This window comes from Desulfosarcina variabilis str. Montpellier (assembly GCF_048565275.1).
GTDB classification, from domain to species: Bacteria; Desulfobacterota; Desulfobacteria; order Desulfobacterales; family Desulfosarcinaceae; genus Desulfosarcina; species Desulfosarcina variabilis.
This window is the reverse complement of record NZ_CP159846.1, coordinates 6374226-6391568: the sequence shown is the minus strand read 5'-3', so window position 1 is coordinate 6391568 and position 17343 is coordinate 6374226. Positions and strand designations below refer to the sequence as shown.

Below are 17343 nucleotides of genomic sequence, written 5' to 3'. Positions count from 1 at the left end.
CTTCGGAATGGAACCTGCCTATCGGCGTCGGAGTGGGGGCGGCAAGGCGTTTTACCTTTGCGCCGATGGGCACTGTTTTATATTAACCAATGTATAAGCAATCCTTATGCCAGCTATCCAGACGTGAAAAAACATCACCCAACCGGTTGTTTTATCGGTGAATTTCATAGCTTAGCGAATTTTGAACAGATTTGTGCAGGTATCAAAAAAGGTCGAATTTAACCACTGGTCGCATTTGACCGGTGTGCGCAGACACGCAAAGCGGTGCAACCGAACGTTGGTATTCAGTCATGGGTTTAGTGGCGGGTAAGGTAAATCGCTATGGCCAGGTATTAAAGGCCCCGACCCCAGCACCATTTCAAGGACATGGTTTATCGGCCTTGTATATGGATGATCCATGCTTTACTATCACTTCGGATTTTTCGGCTTATGGAATAAAATTTTCCACATCCGCAAATTGCAATAACGTTGGATGGAGGATCGTGAGCAAGAATCCCTAATCACCGCTTCGGCAGAAAGGATCGATTGCATGTTCAAGCATATTCTTTGCCCAACCGATTTGAAAAATCGGTCCGATATGGCTGTCAAAAAAGCCATACAGATTGCCCACCAGTTCGGTTCAAAAATCACGTTGCTCAATGTCCACGAAGAATTCATGGATAAGGAAGAACGGGAGATGTTGCGCGTGAGTGTCCATAAAATGAAGGAAAAATACAAGCATGTCGCCTTAGATTCCAAGGAAGAAATGAAGGCGGTTATCCACCAGTTACACGCCGATGATATTGAAGTGGATTACCTGTTGCACGGCGGCAAGCCGGAGCATGTCATCGTGGAGGTTGCCAAACAGCTTGGGCCGGATCTGATCGTCATGTGCACCGACGGCAGGAACAGCATCATGGATTTCGTTGTCGGCACCATCACCGAGCACGTCATCAATGCGTCCCTCTGTCCTGTGCTGGTCATTCCCAACCGGAAGTAAGCGACGAACCGTCGGTATCGAGACCGGATCGAAATCGGAATCAAAGTTATCGGTTATCAAGCCGCATACCACAGGATCAGGAAGAAATGGCATGTAGTGCCCGCGATAACAAATAGATGCCAGATCAGGTGACCATAAGGTACCCGTGAATCGGTTGCGAAAAAGGCCACGCCGGCGGTGTAGGACAGACCTCCTGCAATCAACCAGCAAAGCCCCGCAGTTGGCATCCGCTCAAACAGCGGTTTGACCGCAATTACGAGAAGCCACCCCATCAGCAAATACAGGGCGGTGGATAAAATGGGATGCGCAGTTTTAAAAAACGCCTTCAAAACCACGCCGGCGATGGCAAGTCCCCAAATAATACCGAAGAGTGTCCAGCCGAATGCACCATGAAGCAAACCAAGCGTCAATGGCGTGTAGGTGCCGGCGATAAGAAAAAAGATCGCACAATGCTCGATAATCCGGAAACAGCGTTTGGCCTTACCGAATGGCAACGCATGGTAGAAGGCGGAGGCAAAATATAGAAGGATCACGGTCGCACAGAAGATACTTGCGCCGACGATAAATCTCGCATCATCGAGCTGAACTGCATGTAGGATGAGAAAAGGTGTTCCGGCCAGCGCCGCGATCAGACCGGCGCCATGGCTGATGCTATTTGCGATTTCTTCCCCCCAAGACTGCTTACGTTTGAGGTTTGAATGATTTGTACGCACGACAATTCCTTAGGCTTTGCCCCAAACATACCCACAACTGCCGCATCTCCATTTAAACACAGGACCACTTTCAGGCCGCAAGCCACCAGGTATTGCGAAACCTTGCTTAATACGTTCAGTTTCTTCTTGTGTTGGGGCACCATAGATAATTTCTAAACCTTCGTGTTTTGAACATTTGGGGCATTTTTGTTTTTTTACGTTATTGGTAACCATATTTTTTGTTTGGTTTACCATGCTATGCTCCATTACAATTTGAGTTATTAAGGAATGAGAAGGGATCTCTTGTTCTAATCTTGTAGGCCACATATAGATCTACATAATACCCCGGTGAGGGAAACCGGGCTTCAATCCGTGACAGATTCCTAATGGCTTGGGCAGGCACAAGGAATGCGGTAACCCAGAAACAAAGGAGTGAACGATATATATTTGTCATATTGATCTTACCGATAAAACAGTAATAATGGCGTATCGATACAGATGTTTTGTTCTATGATGTTAAAATATTAGCCTCGGCTAACCACCAATGTCAATTGCCAATATGGATACTGTGTGGTTAAGGACGTTGATCATAGTCTATTGCCCATCCAGAAATGGATGATTTTTATCTTCTCAGCGAAGAAAACAATAAGTGACCTCGGTGGGAAGTAAATTCAGAGCAAGAATAACTTTTTTATTGGTTATATGTTCATAAAATTCATTGTTCAGACGCACCTATCCACTCATAGACTCAGCTCCACCCTGAAATCTGTAGCTTTCACCACAGGCCTTACCGTCTCTTTTTCGCGGATAAGATCCACAATGCCATAGTTCGAAAGCATCTTTAGTGTTCTTGAAAGGTTGGATTTTTTTCGACCTGATATCTTTTCAAGCTCCGTCAGGGAGTTTGGATGGCGGTCCCGGATGATCCGTAAAAGCTGTTGGTTTGGCCCACTCAATATTTGACCGAGGGATTCCATTGACTCAAACCAAACTTTGGGTTCATCTTTTCGGGGGCTGTATTCACCTTTTGCAATTGATATGGTTCGTTTGCGGTATTCATCCTTAGAAAGAATCCCGATTTTCATCACGGTTTTTTTCACGGTTTTATCCTCCCATCTGTTCTTCAACTGCTGCCCAGAAGTCAATAAGCAGCTGGTCGACTGATTCGAATTCGTATGGGGTAACGCTTTCTATCTGGTGTTTGTGATCCCACGTTACCTTTTGCCCCGAGTACCGTTTTCGACCCTTGGGTTTGATTGCATGTGCATTATCGAATCCGACCACTCGGACATTTTTTCTATCATGCAAGGTCAATGAATATCGTATCCCATGGGGAATTCGAGGTGATGGCGATACCCGTTTAGCCTCGAATTTCACCCAATAGCCGGCATCCATCATGAAAATTTCGCCATCCAAATCAAGAAGCGTCTCAAGATTGCCGTAGTCATCCGGGGAATTGTCGTCTATCGCTGTCATAAGTTATCATCTGATGATAATTTGTCAATGGAAGACTTGGATAATTAAAGACTGATTTTTTTATTTTCATTGGCAAGGACCTCTTGCTCCACCAACTCACCGCCGGTTTCTCTGCCCTCACCAGAAATCTGACTTATCGCTTCCTTTAAAGCATTCCGGACCATATTAGTTTTGTTCTCGAAAGGGTGCTTCTCCATAAACCGGACCGACACCGTAAACCGTCCCTTTTTTGATCGCCATGTCCACTGGCTGAAAGTCTCATTGTGATCCGAGTCTTGGCTTCCAGCCTGTCTGGCTTGATTGCGGATATCCCGAACGGTCTTTTTGTCATCGGATGCCATCCTCAGAATTTCAATCTGCTTTTCAGGCTCTGTTTCCCGGGATGCCTGGATCTGAACCTCTTTGGAAAGTTCAGACGTCTGAACCTTCTTTTGGGCCTCATCGGAAAGCCGCTCCAGCCCCAGGACCTGACTGACATAGCTTTTTGATCTTTTGATCAGTTTTGCGATTTCGTGTTGGGTGAACCCGTAGGTCTGAACCAATCGCCGAATGGCTGCGGCCTCTTCGAGGGGCGGGATATACTGTTGCGGTTCTGGTAGATGTCCTGGAGATATAGCCGATCGTTTTTAGATGAAATTCGTTGGAAGAATCAGAAAAATCCTACAAGTCCCATCTTGTGATTACAAAATGAAAGACAATTAGATACGAGGCCTGAAAGAAAGGAAAGGCTCTCAATTATAACCGGTCGGTATGAAGGAATAGCTCTCTTAACTTTGCACCGATGCACATGGCCAATCAAGCGACATCGATTCCAACTTCTTTCAGCCCCTGAATAACCTTGGCGACAATCTCATCGAATTTGATGTAGTGCTGAATCAACACGCGGCCGCGTGTTGAGAAGTCGGGTTTGCATTTCAGCAGATCGTTTCCCGCCTGAACCCCCTCCTCGATTCTTCCCAACAACCCCAGGTTTGCCGCCTTCAGCAACGGATCCCAGAATAGCAGGGGTTTATTGAAGCGTAGGGTTTCTTCGTAGGCCTGTTCGTATCTTCCCTGGCGGACCCAATCGACCCACAGGGCATAGTGAACAGTGATGTTATAGTATGGGTTTTGTTCGATGGCTTGGTTGATGAGTGCCGGTCCCCGTTGCCAATCGCCGAAAAGGGTCAGCAAGTAGCCGATGTTCTCAAGGCTGATCAATGAATTCGGATTCAATTGCAGCGTACGGTCGACTTCGGCCAGTCCCGCAGAAAAATCATTCTTAAACAGAAGAATGAAGGCCATGATCATCCTGATCCGTTGGTTTGCGGGGTCGAGCTTTACGCCCCGTTCGGCAAATGCTGCGGCTCTTTCGATGGGGGTTTCCAGGTCGAACAGCTCCAGGCTGTAATTGAGGGAATAGAGGCGGGCCAGCATGCTCCACGCCAGTCCGCATTCCGGTTCCTGGCTACACGCCTGCCGGAGGGCCTCAAACGTACCGAGAAATGTCTCCGGTGAGAAATCGTTCAAAAAACGGTAAAAACGCAGTATCGCCTGGTGGGTGGTGAGTTCCGCAGGGGGGACCCGTTTCGATTCGGCGGACAGGGCCTTGGTAATAATCCCATCCTCGCATGAGATCTTGCTGACAACCGTACTGGCAATACGCTCTTCGAACGAAATCAAGCCTGCAGGATTGAGATCCGTTCGATAAGAATCCCCCCAGATGTGCATCCCCGTCAACCCATCGACCAGGTTGACGATCACTTTCAGGCCGTTCAGATCCGTTCTTATACTTCCGCAGAGCACGAAGCGGGCGCCGATATCCGAGGCGCGCCGTTACGTTTCCCCGGGTGTCTGCCGCAGTACACGGATTTCCTGGTAGCGCGTGATTTCCAGGGCGATTTCGGTGGCGATGCCGATGCCCATATATTCCAAGTCTCGGTTTCCGGTCAGGTTCTCGAAGGACTGAACCACGATCGTCGGCCACGCACCGGTGCTGGCGGTTTCGATCTTTCGGCTGTTTATATGTGAATTCTTCGAGTTGACGTCACTGTTGCTCATAAAGACAGGTACATAGGTGCCTTTGGGGATGTCGATGCGGACAGGGTCGTTTTGCCCGGCCACCAGGTAATACCGTTCGAGGGCCCGCCGAAGCTTGTTGGCCTGAATGCTAACAATGGGGTCGGTTGCCTGGTTGAAGTCCTCACCTCTGCCGAAGACCTGGGTGGCGACGGTATAGCCCTTTATTTCGTGGGTCCGTCCGGCCAACGCGGTTTCCACAACGAACGTGAGAAAGGATTTCTGGACGTCGGTGGCCTTGAACTCGGAACTGGTCAGAATGCGGTTGACTTGCTGCTGGACAAATTCACTATCAGGGACGGCTATTGAGTCAGATGCGGCTGTCCTTGATGGTGATTGATCCTTAGTTGTCATCTGCTCACTACCATGGCCCGGTTTATTGAAAAAGAAAATTTATAAATATTATAGAAGTTTAAGTTATATAACATATCCTAAATTAGTACACAAAGGATTTTTCCTGCATTACAGAAAATGAACAAAATAACACCAAACGCTTCCATCCAAATCTCTAATACGATCGTTCTGTGATCCTGCAACGCTTCAAGGGTGCTGTGATGACCGTCATCAAAAGCAGTGTATTCAACGTTCTGGAAACATTTCCGGGCAACAGGGATGATATCAAACGCCTGTTCAAGGAAAACCGGGAATTTCAATCCATCTGTGAAGATTACCGCCAGTGCGCCGAAGCGCTGAATCACTGGAGCCAATCGAATGAAAAAGAGGCGCCAAACCGCAGGCAGGAATATGAGCAGCTGTTGAAGGAATTGGTGGATGAAATTTGTCTGTACCTCAACCAATCGGTTTAAGAAGAAAGAGGAGATTATGCGAAACATCATCACGATCGGAATCCTTTTGTGCATCATGATCATCTGCGCAGGGCCGGCAAATGCCCAGCAGAAAGGGCCCGCCGAAGCGGTGGCGCAGGGACTCGTCGAGACCGTGGCAACAGGCTGCGACAAGGAACTGGCGGCCTATTGCCAGGGCGTGACGCCCGGCGATGGCCGCATCCTGGCCTGTCTGTATGCCCATGCGGACAAGCTGAGCGGACAGTGCGAGTATGCCCTGTTCGACGCATCGGCCCAGCTCGAGCGGGCCGTGGGCGCCCTGACCTACCTTGCCAGCGAGTGCGGGGACGATCTCGAAAAGCACTGCGCTGATGTGCACGCAGGAGAGGGGCGGCTGCTGGATTGCCTGAACAAGAACAAAAAGAAAACGAGCAGCCGGTGCCGGCAGGCATTGAAGGATACGGGGCTGAAATAGCGCCGCCGTTTTGCCGTGATCGGTGAAGCCTGCATAAGGGCTTTGAGGCGGCAGAGGCCATAACTTCCCGTTTACCTGGAACTGCATTTACAACAGCCGGTACCGGCCATGGTGAGGTTAGCGGGTAGCGCGGAGGGGGGGGTAAACTGCCTATCAAACAGCATGGAGGGAACGATGAAATCGTTAAAGACCGCAATGCTATTTTTAACCACGCTTTCTATTGTGCTCTGCAGCCAGGCGGCTGCTGGGCAAAAGAGTAAAGGCGCCAACGCCATTCCCTATCCGAAAGGGGAATGGAAAGGGGTCCAGGGAAAGACCCTGGCTGACTCGAAACCCGATTTTATCGGGCCGCCCAAGGCCCCCGACGGTGCGCCCAATGTACTCATTGTCATGCTGGATGACGGCGGATATTCGAGTGCGACTTCCTACGGGGGCGTCATGCGCACCCCCACGTTCGATCGGCTCGGGGATGAAGGTATTCGATACACGCACATGTCCGTGGCCGCGGTCTGTTCCCCGACCCGCGGCTCGCTGTTGACCGGCTACAACATTCACCAGATCGGCACCGGGATCATATCGGAGTTTGCCACCGGTTATCCGGGGTACAATTCGCAGATCGACTACAGCACGCCCTCCATTGCCAAGATTTTAACCGACAACGGATATGCCACGGCAGCCTTCGGCAAATGGCACAACACCCCCATGGAAGAGGCCTCGCCTGCCGGTCCGTTCGAGAGCTGGCCCACCGGTATCTGGGGTTTCGAGTATTTCTGGGGATTTCTGGGCGGTGAAACAAACCAGTTTTATCCCTTATTATACGAAAACACCACGGCCATTGAAACCCCTAAAACCAATGCTGATGGATCGGAATTCCATCTTTCCCAGGGCATGGCCGACCAGGCCATAAAATGGCTGGACAACTGGAATGGCCTGCGGGATGTTCCATTCTTTATGTATTATACACCGGGTGCCGTGCATGCTCCCATTCAGGTACCCAAAGAGTGGCGCGACAGGTACAAGGGACAGTTCGACGACGGCTGGCATGCCTACCGGGCGAAGCTGCTGGAACGTCAGAAGAAACTGGGCCTGGTGCCTGAAGACGCCAAGATGGTGGACTGGCCGGAAGTCCTGCCCAAATGGGATTCCTTCAGCAAGGAGGGGAAAGCGTATCTGGCACGGCAGATGGAGGTCAATGCCGCTTTTCTGGAACACGTCGATTATCACATCGGACGGGTCATCGACCATATCGAGGAAATGGGCGAGCTGGAAAATACCCTGGTTATTTATATGACCGCTGACAACGGCTGCACCGCGGAAGGAACCCCCACGGGGACATTCTCCGAGCTGTTGTTTCAGAACGGGTTCCCGCCGCTGACCATGGAGCAGCAACTGGAAAAACTCGAAGAGTTCGGAGGAATGGATGCCTGGGGTGGGCCGCACATGGCCAACCATTATTCCGTCGGATGGGCGTATGCCTCATCAACCCCGTTTCAGTGGACCAAGCAGATAGCGTCCCATTTCGGCGGCACCATGGTCGCCACAGCCGTCCGGTATCCCAAAGCGATAAAGGCCAGAGGAGAATGGCGAAGACAATTTCAGAACGTTACTGATTTAGTTCCCACGATTCTGGAGGTGACCGGGGTTCCGGCGCCCGACTATGTAAATGGTCAGAAAAGAAAAGCCTATCCGGGCAAATCGCTTACCTATGCCTGGAACGATGCGGATGCCAAAACCAATCATCCTACCCAGTATTTTGAAATGCTGGGCTTCATGGGGCTGTATCATGATGGGTGGACCATCTCCGGAAAACCGTATCGGATTCCCTGGTCAACAGATCCCGCAGCCATGGCAAACTTCGATCCCCTGAACACCGAATGGGAGTTGTACAATATCAATGAAGATCCCATCCAGCAGGTGAATGTGGCGGACAAGTACCCGAAAAAAGTTAAAGAACTGGATAAACTGTTCTGGGAAGAGGCGGACAAGTATGATGTTTACCCTGTCGGCGGTTCCCTGGGCCGCCTGCTGCAGCCGGCATCCAATCCGCAACGGGCCGCCAAAAGACACTGGGAGCTGACACCCAATGTATACCGGGTTCCCGAGCTGGCCGGACCGGAGATTAAATCAACCAACTATGAGGTCAATGCCTATATAACGGCTGATGATACGACCCAGGGGGTGATTTATGCGGTTGGCGAACATATCGGCGGACAGACGCTGTTTATCAAAGACGGAAAGCTGAGATACAGCTACTCCACGCTCGGCCTGTACTGGCACGATTTTGACGGGAATGTGAAAATACCGCACGGTGATAATAAAATCACATTGAAGCATACCATGAAAGAACCCCGGTTGAACGGCCCCTCCACCGTCGAATTTTTCATCAACGACGAAAAGGTGGGGGAAATGGACATTACCGCGACGGTTTATGCGGCCTTTACCGGTCACGAAACCTTTGATATCGGCCGTGATGAAGGCCTGCCGGTGAATGAGGAATATGAAGATCAGGGTAAATTTGAATTTACCCCGGGGCAATTGCACAAGGTCGTGTTCGACATCAAGAATCCCGATGAGCAAGAAGTGGATGCCTCCGAGTACAGCATTATTGACTAGGTTGATAATTCATCTAAAAAAGCCGCAAGGGCTGTGGCCACGATCCGGTGGCCTCACCCTTGCGGGCCTTATCCCCGTTGCACTGGCCGGCGTATACCACCAGGCGGCGACGGGCAGGACATATGACGTGGTATTCGTGAGAAAAAATGACACGAAATAATGTTCTGAAGAGCGGGAAAAACATTTTGGAATTTGAAACAAACAAAAGGAGGCAATGATGAAATCATTAAAGATCATCATTTTATTTTTAAGTATTTTGACTTTTGCGTTCGGCAGTCAGGCAGCCGCCGCGCAAAAGAGTGGAGGCGACAATGCCATACCCTATCCGAAAAAGGAATGGAAAGGGGTCCAGGGGAAAACCCTTGCGGACTCGAAACCCGATTTTATCGGACAGCCCAAAGCGCCCGATGGGGCTCCCAATGTACTGGTCATTATGCTCGATGATGCCGGTTATTCGAATGCGACATCCTATGGGGGCGTCATGAAGACCCCCACGTTCGACCGAATCGGTGATGAAGGCATCCGATATACCCATATGTCCGTGGCTGCGGTATGCTCCCCCACCCGGGGCTCGCTGTTGACCGGGTACAATATTCACCAGATCGGCACCGGCATCATTTCAGAGATGGCCACCGGCTATCCGGGGTACAACTCGCAGATCGACTACACCACCCCATCCATTGCCAAGATTTTAACCGACAACGGATATGCCACGGCAGCCTTCGGCAAATGGCACAACACCCCCATGGAAGAGGCCTCGCCTGCCGGTCCGTTCGAGAGCTGGCCCACCGGTATCTGGGGTTTCGAGTATTTCTGGGGATTTCTGGGCGGTGAAACAAACCAGTTCCACCCCTTATTATACGAAAACACCACGGCCATTGACACCCCGAAAACCAATGCCGATGGATCGGAATTCCATATTTCCCAGGGGATGGCGGATCAGGCCATCAAGTGGCTGGACAACTGGAAAGGGCTGCGGGATGTTCCATTCTTTATGTACTATACACCGGGTGCCGTGCATGCGCCCATTCAGGTACCCAAAGAGTGGCGCGACAAGTACAAAGGACAGTTTGATGACGGATGGCATGCCTACAGGGCGCAGCAGCTGGAACGCCAGAAAAAACTCGGCCTGGTGCCCAAAGACGCCAAGATGGTGGACTGGCCGGAAGTCCTTCCCACATGGGATTCCTTCAGCGAAGAGGGGAAACGGTATTTATCACGGCAGATGGAGGTCAATGCCGCTTTTCTGGAACACGTTGATTATCATGTTGGACGGGTCATCGACCACATCGAGGAAATGGGCGAACTGGACAATACCCTGGTGATTTACCTGACCGCCGACAACGGCTGCACGGCGGAAGGAACCCCCACCGGCACATTTTCCGAGCTGTTAATGCAGAACGGGTTCCCGCCGCTGACCATGGAACAGCAGCTGGAAAAACTCGAAGAGTTCGGAGGGCTGGATGCCTGGGGCGGGCCGCACATGGCTAACCATTATTCCGTGGCATGGGCCTACGCATCCTCCACACCGTTCCAGTGGACCAAGCAGATGGCGTCCCATTTCGGCGGAACCATGTCCGCTACAGCCATAAGATACCCCAAAGCCATCAAGGCCAGGGGCGAATGGCGAAGACAATTTCAAAACGTTATTGATTTAGTTCCCACGATCCTGGAGGTGACCGGTGTTCCGGCGCCCGACTATGTGAACGGCCAGAAACGAAAGCCGTATCCGGGAAAATCGCTCACCTATGCATGGAACAATCCCGATGCCAAAACAAACCATCCCACCCAGTATTTTGAAATGATAGGATTTGTCGGCTTGTATCACGATGGCTGGACCATCAGCGGAAAACCGTATCGGATTCCCTGGTCGTTAGATCCCGCGGCCATGGCAAACTTCGATCCACTGAACACCGAATGGGAATTGTACAACATTGAAAAAGATCCCATCCAGCAGGTGAATGTGGCGGACAAGTACCCGAAAAAAATCAAAGAACTGGAAAAACTATTCTGGGAGGAATCCGATAAGTATGATGTCTATCCTATCGGCGGTTCTCTGGGCAGGGCACTGCAGCCGGAATCCAATCCGCAGCGGGCTGGAAAAAGACATTGGGAACTGACACCCAATGTGTACCGTGTGCCCGAACTGGCCGGACCTGAGATCAAATCAACCAACTATGAGGTCAATGCCTATATAACGGCTGATGATACGACCGAGGGGGTGATTTATGCGGTTGGCGAACATATTGGCGGACAGGCGCTGTTTATCAAAGACGGAAAGCTGAGATACAGCTATTCCACCCTTGGCCTGTACTGGCATGATTTTGACGGGAATGTGAAAATACCGCACGGTGATATTAAAATCACATTGAAGCATACCATGAAAGAACCCCGGTTGAACGGCCCCTCCTTCGTTGAATTCTTCATCAACGATAAAAAAGTGGGTGAAATGGACATTACTGCGACTGTATATGGTTCTTATACAGCTCATGAAACATTCGATATCGGCCGTGATGAAGGCCTGCCGGTGAATGAGGAATATGAAGATCAGGGTAAATTTGAATTTACCCCGGGGCAATTGCACAAGGTCGTGTTCGACATCAAGAACCCTGACGAACAGGAAGTGAGCGCCTCCGAGTATAGCGTCATTGAATAGGACCCATCTCAAAAAAGTCTTTTTGCTCCATATCGGCGCTGAAGCCGCGCATCAAGCCTCGGAATACACCCCGTATTACTGCGGGTTGATGCTTGGCTTCGCCTTGATCTGAACCAAAAATCTTTTTTTTGAGATAGGTTCTATTTCGATTATTCAGCCGGAGGAAAACCGCAGGGGTTGTGGATACATTCGTTCGGCTGCGCTCTCTCCGGAATAGTGTGAATAATGAAAATAACAGTCGTTGTCGGTAGTGTCCTATGCATCGCAATGCTGCTGGTGTCATGCATGAAGCAGGCAGCGCCGCCTCCCGGCTCGCAAGTCTCAGGCATTGAAGGCATCCAGTGGTACCTGACGGAGGTGGGGGGCTCACCTGTATCGCCCATGGCAGGTGACAAGCAGCCCCATATGCTGCTGGACCCGGAAGAGAAACAGGCGACGGGTTTTGCGGGGTGCAACCATTTCTTCGGAAGCTATAAACGTGACGGGTCTTTGCTGACATTCGGGCCAATGGGCGCAACACGCATGGCCTGCCCGGATCTCGAGATGGGCCTGGAAACAAGCGTCCTGGAAGCTGTGGAAAGAACCCTCAGATGGAAAATCGAGGATGGCGATTTGCTCTTCCTTAAAAACGATGACGTTCTTGCCCGGTTTAGCCGCGAGCAAAGCGATGCCGCCAAGGCATACACGACAACGACCGGCAAGACGATCGCCGTATCGCAAACCCACCCGGCCGGCCGGAGCCATGCCACCATCGAGATCCGCACCGAAGGCTTTGAGCACAACTTTCGGGAAGTGTTCGAAGACCGGGATCCCGTTTCGGATGTCTTGGTGGCGGATCTGGACGGCAACGGTTTCGACGAGATCTACATCGTCACCAAATCGGCAGGTTCCGGCAGTTACGGGTCGGTTTTGGGATTTGCCTCGAACAAAGACAAAAGCCTGTCCATGATCCATTTCCCTGAAATACGGGAAGGGGATGCGCATTTCCAAGGCTACAGGGGACACGACACCTTCAAGATCGAAGGACAGAAGCTCGTGAGGATTTTTCCCGTATACAACAAGGGCGATACCAACGGGAACCCGACCGGCAGCAGGCGAAAGCTGGTTTATGGTCTGGTTCCTGGTGAGGCCGGGTGGCAGTTGAGGGTCGAGCAAGCGAGAACGCTCGACGACCCCTGAAATGGATGCGTTTCAGGTGATAACACGACAATGAAACTAAGCGCTGTGCAAAATAGTCTGCGCTTCTTCGAACGAACGCGTAACTGCATTGAAAGGCCGGCGATGATTGATGGCAATTGTGGCGGCAAGCACGCGGGTTCCAGAACGGCTTGGCTCCCTAAGGCGCTTTGGGTCGCGGTGCTGGTTGTCCTTTTGAGCCTTCCGCTGGAAGCCGCGGCCGAAGACGAGATGCATGGGCAGCAAAAAAACAAGAATTACGCTGTCGCACCGATCGTGGTGTCCAACCCGTCCATCGGCACCGGTGCCGGGGCCACGGGGATGTTTTTTTACGATGTCGGTCAGCGGGAAGAGGGAACGCCGCGATCCAGTGCCCAGCTGGTGGGCGCTTATACGAACACGGATTCCTATTTTGCAGGGCTTCTGAACAGCCTGTACCTGTTTCAGGACAAGGTGAGAAGCAAAGCCGGTTTGTTCCATGCACGGATCAACAACGAATTCCGTGATCCCCTCGGCGGTGAAGCCGATTTCGCGACCGATGTTCTGGCAGGCTATGCGCAGGTGACCTATCGCATCCAGGGCGACTGGTTCTTTGGCCTTCATGGTCTTATATCTGATGTTCGATATCGGCCGGACACGCCGCAAGACGGCGATTATCTGGATCGAGTCGGCGCCGAGGACACCACTTCCGGAGGGATCGGACCGGTGGTTTCGTACGATTCGCGGGACAACATCCATTATCCCGGTTTGGGAACATTGGCTGAGGTAAAGGGTTTTTTCAACCCTTCATCCTGGGGCAACGAGGCGGACTATGCTGTTGGCGATGTCGCCGTGAACCATTACATCAGCTTGACAAAGGCACACATTCTGGCCCTGCGCGCATACGGCCGCACCGGCACGGAGGACACCCCGTACACGGACAAATCCCGCCTGGGGCAGCAAAGCGACCTGAGGGGGTTCAAGTCCGGTGAGATCAGCGGCCTTACGCTGTTGAGCGGCCAGGTGGAGCACCGTTGGCAGTTTGCCGAACGCTGGGGCACGGTCGTTTTCGGCGGCCTGGCCAAGCTCTGGGACGATGATCTGGAGGCGCTGATTACCGAGGATCTTTACTACAGTGTAGGCGCCGGGATTCGGTTCATGCTCAACACAGATCAGAAAATCAATTTCCGCATCGACGCGGCCGTCGGCAATGGCGACAACAAGGGGATTTATGTCGGCATCCGGGAGGCATTTTAACACTCCGAGGAAGGCAGAAGGTCAACGTATGAGAAAAAAAAGGATGGCAATTGTTCTCTTCTTGATAGGTACAGCTCTCTTATTCTCATTGCAGACGGCTGGGGCTTACGATTCGGTATCCGTGGATGAGGCCGCCGATCTGGCCCAGGATCTGACCAATCCCCTTGCCGACCTGATGACGATCCCGATCCAAATGAACTACGACCAGGACATCGGTGCCGGGAATAAGGGCGAGCGTCTGCGGACCAACATCCAGCCGGTGATCCCGTTCCACCTGACCCAAGACTGGAACCTGATTTCGCGTACGATTGTGCCGATGATTGATCAGGACGACATCTTTCCGGGCGAAGGCTCCCAGTTCGGCCTGGGGGACACCAGCCTGAGTCTCTTCCTCTCGCCGAAGAAGCCGACGGCCAGCGGCCTGTTGTGGGGCGCCGGGCCGATCGTTCTCCTCCCGACGGCCACGGATTCGCTGCTTGGTGGGAAAAAATGGGGCGTGGGGCCGGCCGCGGTCGTGCTGACCATGCGGGGACCCTGGACCCTGGGCGCACTGGCCAACCATGTCTGGTCCGTTGCCGGCGACAGCGACCGATCGGACATCAGCAGCACTTTCATCCAGCCGTTCGCGGCCTACACCTGGCCCGGCGCATGGACCCTGTCGGTTCAATCCGAAAGCGAATACAACTGGGAAACGGATAAGTGGTCGGTGCCGGTCAATGCCGCCCTGGCCAAGCTGGTCTATTTCGGCAAACTGCCGGTGAGCCTGCAGGCCGGTGTCGGCTACTGGCTGGAATCTCCCGCAACCGGCCCCGAAGGATGGCGCTTCCGGTTCCAGGCCAACTTCGTGCTTCCCAACATCTTCAGCGGGAAATGAAGGCTGGCACACGCCAGCCTTGGCAATCGTCGTTCAACCGACGGCAAGACTTCAGGATAAAAAAGGAGGACAGCATGCTTCGGCTTTCAATGAAAAACGCCACAGCCTTGGCCGGGTCGGTGCTCGCTGCGTTGCTTCTGGCCGCTCCGGTCCACGGTGAAACAGACGCAGGTGACAAGTGGCATTTTCAGCTCGGGACCTATGGCTGGCTGTCCGGCCAGAAAGGGACCCTGGCCACCCTGCCGGGATTACCGGCGGCAGACGTCGATCTCGATTTTTACGATGACATCGCCGGCAACATCAACGGTGCCTTCGCTCTGATTGGCGAGGTCCGCAAGGGCAGGCTTGGCGTGGTCGCCGACATTTCCTATTCGGACATCGAGGACGACGAGGCCACCGCCGGCCCGTTTTTCTCGGAGCTCACTTCCCGGACAAAAACCTGGATTGCCTCGATGGCCGGCTTTTACCGCCTGATCGAGCGTGACCGCGCCTTTTTGGACGGCATGGCCGGGCTGCGCTACTGGTCTGTGGATTCGTCTCTCAAACTAGGGACCGGCATACTGCCCGCAAGAGAAATATCCAATCGGGAGGATTGGGTGGATCCGATCATCGGTCTCAAGGGGCTGGCGCCTTTGGGCGCATCCAAATTTTTCGTCAGCGGATTCCTGGTTTTCGGGGGCTTGGGTGTGGGATCCGATTTTATGTGGGACGGTCTGATCAACCTCGGCTACCAATGGACCGCAGTCTTTTCAACAACAGTCGGATACCGTTATCTGGATGTCGACTATGACCAGGACGATTTTCTGTACGATGTCTATCAGGACGGACCCGTTCTCGGACTCTCCTGGCGCTTTTAGGGAAATTGAAACATTCACAAAAACGCATTCATCAAAGAACGATGGAAGTCCCTTTTTATGGGGGTGTTGACAGCTCTCCTCATCTTCGCGAGTCACGATGCGTTTTGCGAGGAAGAAAAACCTGAACGCCGGAACGTCGGTGCACCCGAAAAGTGGGGCATTGCCATGAGCATCCGCTCCGCCACCATTCCGTTCGATGCGAAAAAAAGTGTCGTCAATGATATCGTACCGTTGATTTTTTATGACACGGTCGCTTGTTTATCGATGGCCTCGAATTCGGCTACCGGCTTTTTCAAGGTAAAAACTGGCAGATGAGCCCGTTTGCCAGGTACCGGTTCTTTGATATCCCAGAAGAATATCAGAACGAGATTCGTGAATCCGGCTTGGATCTGGGAGGGCAGTTTTCCTACCATTTTACGGACTGGTTTCGTATGGATTTCGAGGTATTGAGCCATCAAAGCGGCCGTTTTTACGCAAATCTGACACCTGGTTTTGAATGGGAACGGGGGGCTTGGGAATTCAGACCGTATGTGCGATTTCGTTGGAAAAGCGCTGATTTCAATAACTATTATTACGGCTTGGGAAGGGAAGATTCGGGCAGCGCCATAGACGCTCAGATCGCCGCAGACATCCGTTTTCACGTTTGGCGAAACCTGTATCTGCTGGCAAGGGGCAGTATTCTCTTTCTTGATTCCGACACCCGAGATATCTCTTTTATTGATGATTCTACCCAGGCCGAAGCTTTTCTGGGGTTCGGATTTTTCAATGACAAGAAAAATCCCGTGGATACGCTGGCATCCAAATCGTATATTCGTCTGGCTCATGGATGGGGAACCGAATCCAATCTGGGAGAAATTGTAACCGGGAAGACCAAGAGCGATCCCTACAACAATCAACTCACATCTGTCTTTTTCGGTGTCCCCCTTGCCGACGAGCTGTTCACCCTGCCGATCGCCACTTACCTAACGCCCGGAATTGTGCATCACCACGCCTCGGACGTGCGGAACCGATCCACCGAATATGTTCTGGCAGTAAAATTCTATTATACGATCAAGTGGCCCACCCCGTGGCGGCTGGGATTCGCGGAAGGCTTATCGTATGTCGATCGGATTCCGTACCTGGAAGAAAAAGACATGCAGGAGAAAGGATACCGACCCAGTCAGCTGCTCAATTTCCTGGATTTCTCGGTAGACATCGACTTGGGGTAGCTTTTGGGTGTCCAATGGATGGAGGGTCTTTGGCTGGGATACAGCATCCATCACCGCAGCGGGATCTTTTCGACATCTTCTGCCTTTGGACGAATCTCCGGCGGCAGCAACTACAACACGGTATACCTTCAGTACCACTGGTAATTGTGCGGCTATAAAGCTGTTTGGCTTGTGAAAAGGAAATGCTGAAATGAGAAAGGCAGCGAACTCATTTTGATGGCTTCACCGAACATAAAACTTCGGAACCGGGAACACTAT

18 protein-coding genes are annotated in these 17343 nt (G+C 52.0%); 11 read left to right on the top strand and 7 right to left on the bottom strand.

Translation table 11 applies throughout. The features are described 5' to 3' along the window. The first annotated feature begins 529 nt into the window (after nucleotides 1-529). On the top strand, nucleotides 530-979 hold the full coding sequence (locus tag Dvar_RS28865; protein ID WP_419656602.1) for a universal stress protein: 450 nt from the start codon (nucleotides 530-532) through the stop codon (nucleotides 977-979). A 56-nt stretch (nucleotides 980-1035) separates the two neighbouring features. Here Dvar_RS28865 and trhA read toward each other — a convergent pair whose 3' ends face one another. The 7 genes from trhA to Dvar_RS28830 form a co-directional block, all read right to left on the bottom strand. After that, nucleotides 1036-1692, bottom strand: a complete 657-nt coding sequence (trhA, locus tag Dvar_RS28860) for a PAQR family membrane homeostasis protein TrhA (protein ID WP_419656601.1) — start codon at nucleotides 1690-1692, stop codon at nucleotides 1036-1038. Nucleotides 1693-1701: 9 nt separating this feature from the next. Further along, entirely contained in the window at nucleotides 1702-1926 is a 225-nt protein-coding gene (locus Dvar_RS28855) for a hypothetical protein (RefSeq protein ID WP_419656600.1), read from the bottom strand. A gap of 485 nt (nucleotides 1927-2411) precedes the next feature. After that, nucleotides 2412-2771, bottom strand: a complete 360-nt coding sequence (locus Dvar_RS28850; RefSeq protein WP_419656599.1) for a transcriptional regulator — start codon at nucleotides 2769-2771, stop codon at nucleotides 2412-2414. A gap of 4 nt (nucleotides 2772-2775) precedes the next feature. Continuing rightward, the gene (locus Dvar_RS28845) at nucleotides 2776-3147 is read right to left on the bottom strand and encodes a toxin-antitoxin system TumE family protein (protein WP_419656598.1); all 372 of its coding nucleotides are present in this window, start codon (nucleotides 3145-3147) and stop codon (nucleotides 2776-2778) included. Between the two features lie 44 nt (nucleotides 3148-3191). After that, complete coding sequence (locus Dvar_RS28840) at nucleotides 3192-3689, bottom strand: hypothetical protein (protein ID WP_419656597.1); 498 nt, start codon at nucleotides 3687-3689, stop codon at nucleotides 3192-3194. A gap of 253 nt (nucleotides 3690-3942) precedes the next feature. After that, nucleotides 3943-4932, bottom strand: coding sequence for a hypothetical protein (locus Dvar_RS28835; protein WP_419656596.1), 990 nt, complete (start codon nucleotides 4930-4932; stop codon nucleotides 3943-3945). A 30-nt stretch (nucleotides 4933-4962) separates the two neighbouring features. Then, complete coding sequence (locus tag Dvar_RS28830) at nucleotides 4963-5559, bottom strand: hypothetical protein (RefSeq protein ID WP_419656595.1); 597 nt, start codon at nucleotides 5557-5559, stop codon at nucleotides 4963-4965. 200 nt (nucleotides 5560-5759) lie between these two features. On the opposite strand from Dvar_RS28830, the gene Dvar_RS28825 reads away from it, so the two are divergent. From Dvar_RS28825 to Dvar_RS28780, 10 genes are all read left to right on the top strand, one after another. After that, complete coding sequence (locus tag Dvar_RS28825) at nucleotides 5760-6011, top strand: hypothetical protein (protein ID WP_419656594.1); 252 nt, start codon at nucleotides 5760-5762, stop codon at nucleotides 6009-6011. Nucleotides 6012-6027: 16 nt separating this feature from the next. Beyond that, on the top strand, nucleotides 6028-6465 hold the full coding sequence (locus Dvar_RS28820; RefSeq protein WP_419656593.1) for a cysteine rich repeat-containing protein: 438 nt from the start codon (nucleotides 6028-6030) through the stop codon (nucleotides 6463-6465). 174 nt (nucleotides 6466-6639) lie between these two features. Beyond that, on the top strand, nucleotides 6640-9078 hold the full coding sequence (locus Dvar_RS28815) for an arylsulfatase (protein ID WP_419656592.1): 2439 nt from the start codon (nucleotides 6640-6642) through the stop codon (nucleotides 9076-9078). Nucleotides 9079-9292: 214 nt separating this feature from the next. Then, nucleotides 9293-11734 carry an arylsulfatase gene (locus Dvar_RS28810; protein WP_419656591.1) on the top strand — a complete coding sequence of 814 codons (2442 nt, stop codon included), beginning with the start codon at nucleotides 9293-9295 and terminating at the stop codon, nucleotides 11732-11734. 225 nt (nucleotides 11735-11959) lie between these two features. After that, nucleotides 11960-12913, top strand: a complete 954-nt coding sequence (locus Dvar_RS28805) for an META domain-containing protein (RefSeq protein WP_419656590.1) — start codon at nucleotides 11960-11962, stop codon at nucleotides 12911-12913. Between the two features lie 30 nt (nucleotides 12914-12943). Further along, on the top strand, nucleotides 12944-14146 hold the full coding sequence (locus tag Dvar_RS28800; protein ID WP_419656589.1) for a BamA/TamA family outer membrane protein: 1203 nt from the start codon (nucleotides 12944-12946) through the stop codon (nucleotides 14144-14146). A 43-nt stretch (nucleotides 14147-14189) separates the two neighbouring features. Beyond that, nucleotides 14190-15020, top strand: coding sequence for a hypothetical protein (locus tag Dvar_RS28795; protein WP_419656588.1), 831 nt, complete (start codon nucleotides 14190-14192; stop codon nucleotides 15018-15020). Nucleotides 15021-15094: 74 nt separating this feature from the next. Further along, complete coding sequence (locus Dvar_RS28790) at nucleotides 15095-15877, top strand: hypothetical protein (RefSeq protein ID WP_419656587.1); 783 nt, start codon at nucleotides 15095-15097, stop codon at nucleotides 15875-15877. Between the two features lie 57 nt (nucleotides 15878-15934). Beyond that, complete coding sequence (locus Dvar_RS28785) at nucleotides 15935-16192, top strand: hypothetical protein (RefSeq protein WP_419656586.1); 258 nt, start codon at nucleotides 15935-15937, stop codon at nucleotides 16190-16192. Continuing rightward, entirely contained in the window at nucleotides 16132-17085 is a 954-nt protein-coding gene (locus tag Dvar_RS28780) for a MipA/OmpV family protein (protein ID WP_419656585.1), read from the top strand. The genes Dvar_RS28785 and Dvar_RS28780 overlap by 61 nt, the downstream gene beginning before the upstream one ends. The last annotated feature ends 258 nt before the right edge of the window (nucleotides 17086-17343 follow it).

Excerpts from the sequence above, each read along its gene's own strand:
- Dvar_RS28865 (WP_419656602.1), top strand. The coding sequence starts at position 530 with ATGTTCAAGCATATTCTTTGCCCAACCGATTTGAAAAATCGGTCCGAT.
- Dvar_RS28855 (WP_419656600.1), bottom strand. The coding sequence starts at position 1,926 with ATGGTAAACCAAACAAAAAATATGGTTACCAATAACGTAAAAAAACAA.
- Dvar_RS28845 (WP_419656598.1), bottom strand. The coding sequence starts at position 3,147 with ATGACAGCGATAGACGACAATTCCCCGGATGACTACGGCAATCTTGAG.
- Dvar_RS28830 (WP_419656595.1), bottom strand. The coding sequence starts at position 5,559 with ATGACAACTAAGGATCAATCACCATCAAGGACAGCCGCATCTGACTCA.
- Dvar_RS28825 (WP_419656594.1), top strand. The coding sequence starts at position 5,760 with ATGACCGTCATCAAAAGCAGTGTATTCAACGTTCTGGAAACATTTCCG.
- Dvar_RS28820 (WP_419656593.1), top strand. The coding sequence starts at position 6,028 with ATGCGAAACATCATCACGATCGGAATCCTTTTGTGCATCATGATCATC.
- Dvar_RS28815 (WP_419656592.1), top strand. The coding sequence starts at position 6,640 with ATGAAATCGTTAAAGACCGCAATGCTATTTTTAACCACGCTTTCTATT.
- Dvar_RS28810 (WP_419656591.1), top strand. The coding sequence starts at position 9,293 with ATGATGAAATCATTAAAGATCATCATTTTATTTTTAAGTATTTTGACT.
- Dvar_RS28805 (WP_419656590.1), top strand. The coding sequence starts at position 11,960 with ATGAAAATAACAGTCGTTGTCGGTAGTGTCCTATGCATCGCAATGCTG.
- Dvar_RS28800 (WP_419656589.1), top strand. The coding sequence starts at position 12,944 with ATGAAACTAAGCGCTGTGCAAAATAGTCTGCGCTTCTTCGAACGAACG.
- Dvar_RS28795 (WP_419656588.1), top strand. The coding sequence starts at position 14,190 with ATGGCAATTGTTCTCTTCTTGATAGGTACAGCTCTCTTATTCTCATTG.
- Dvar_RS28790 (WP_419656587.1), top strand. The coding sequence starts at position 15,095 with ATGCTTCGGCTTTCAATGAAAAACGCCACAGCCTTGGCCGGGTCGGTG.
- Dvar_RS28785 (WP_419656586.1), top strand. The coding sequence starts at position 15,935 with ATGGGGGTGTTGACAGCTCTCCTCATCTTCGCGAGTCACGATGCGTTT.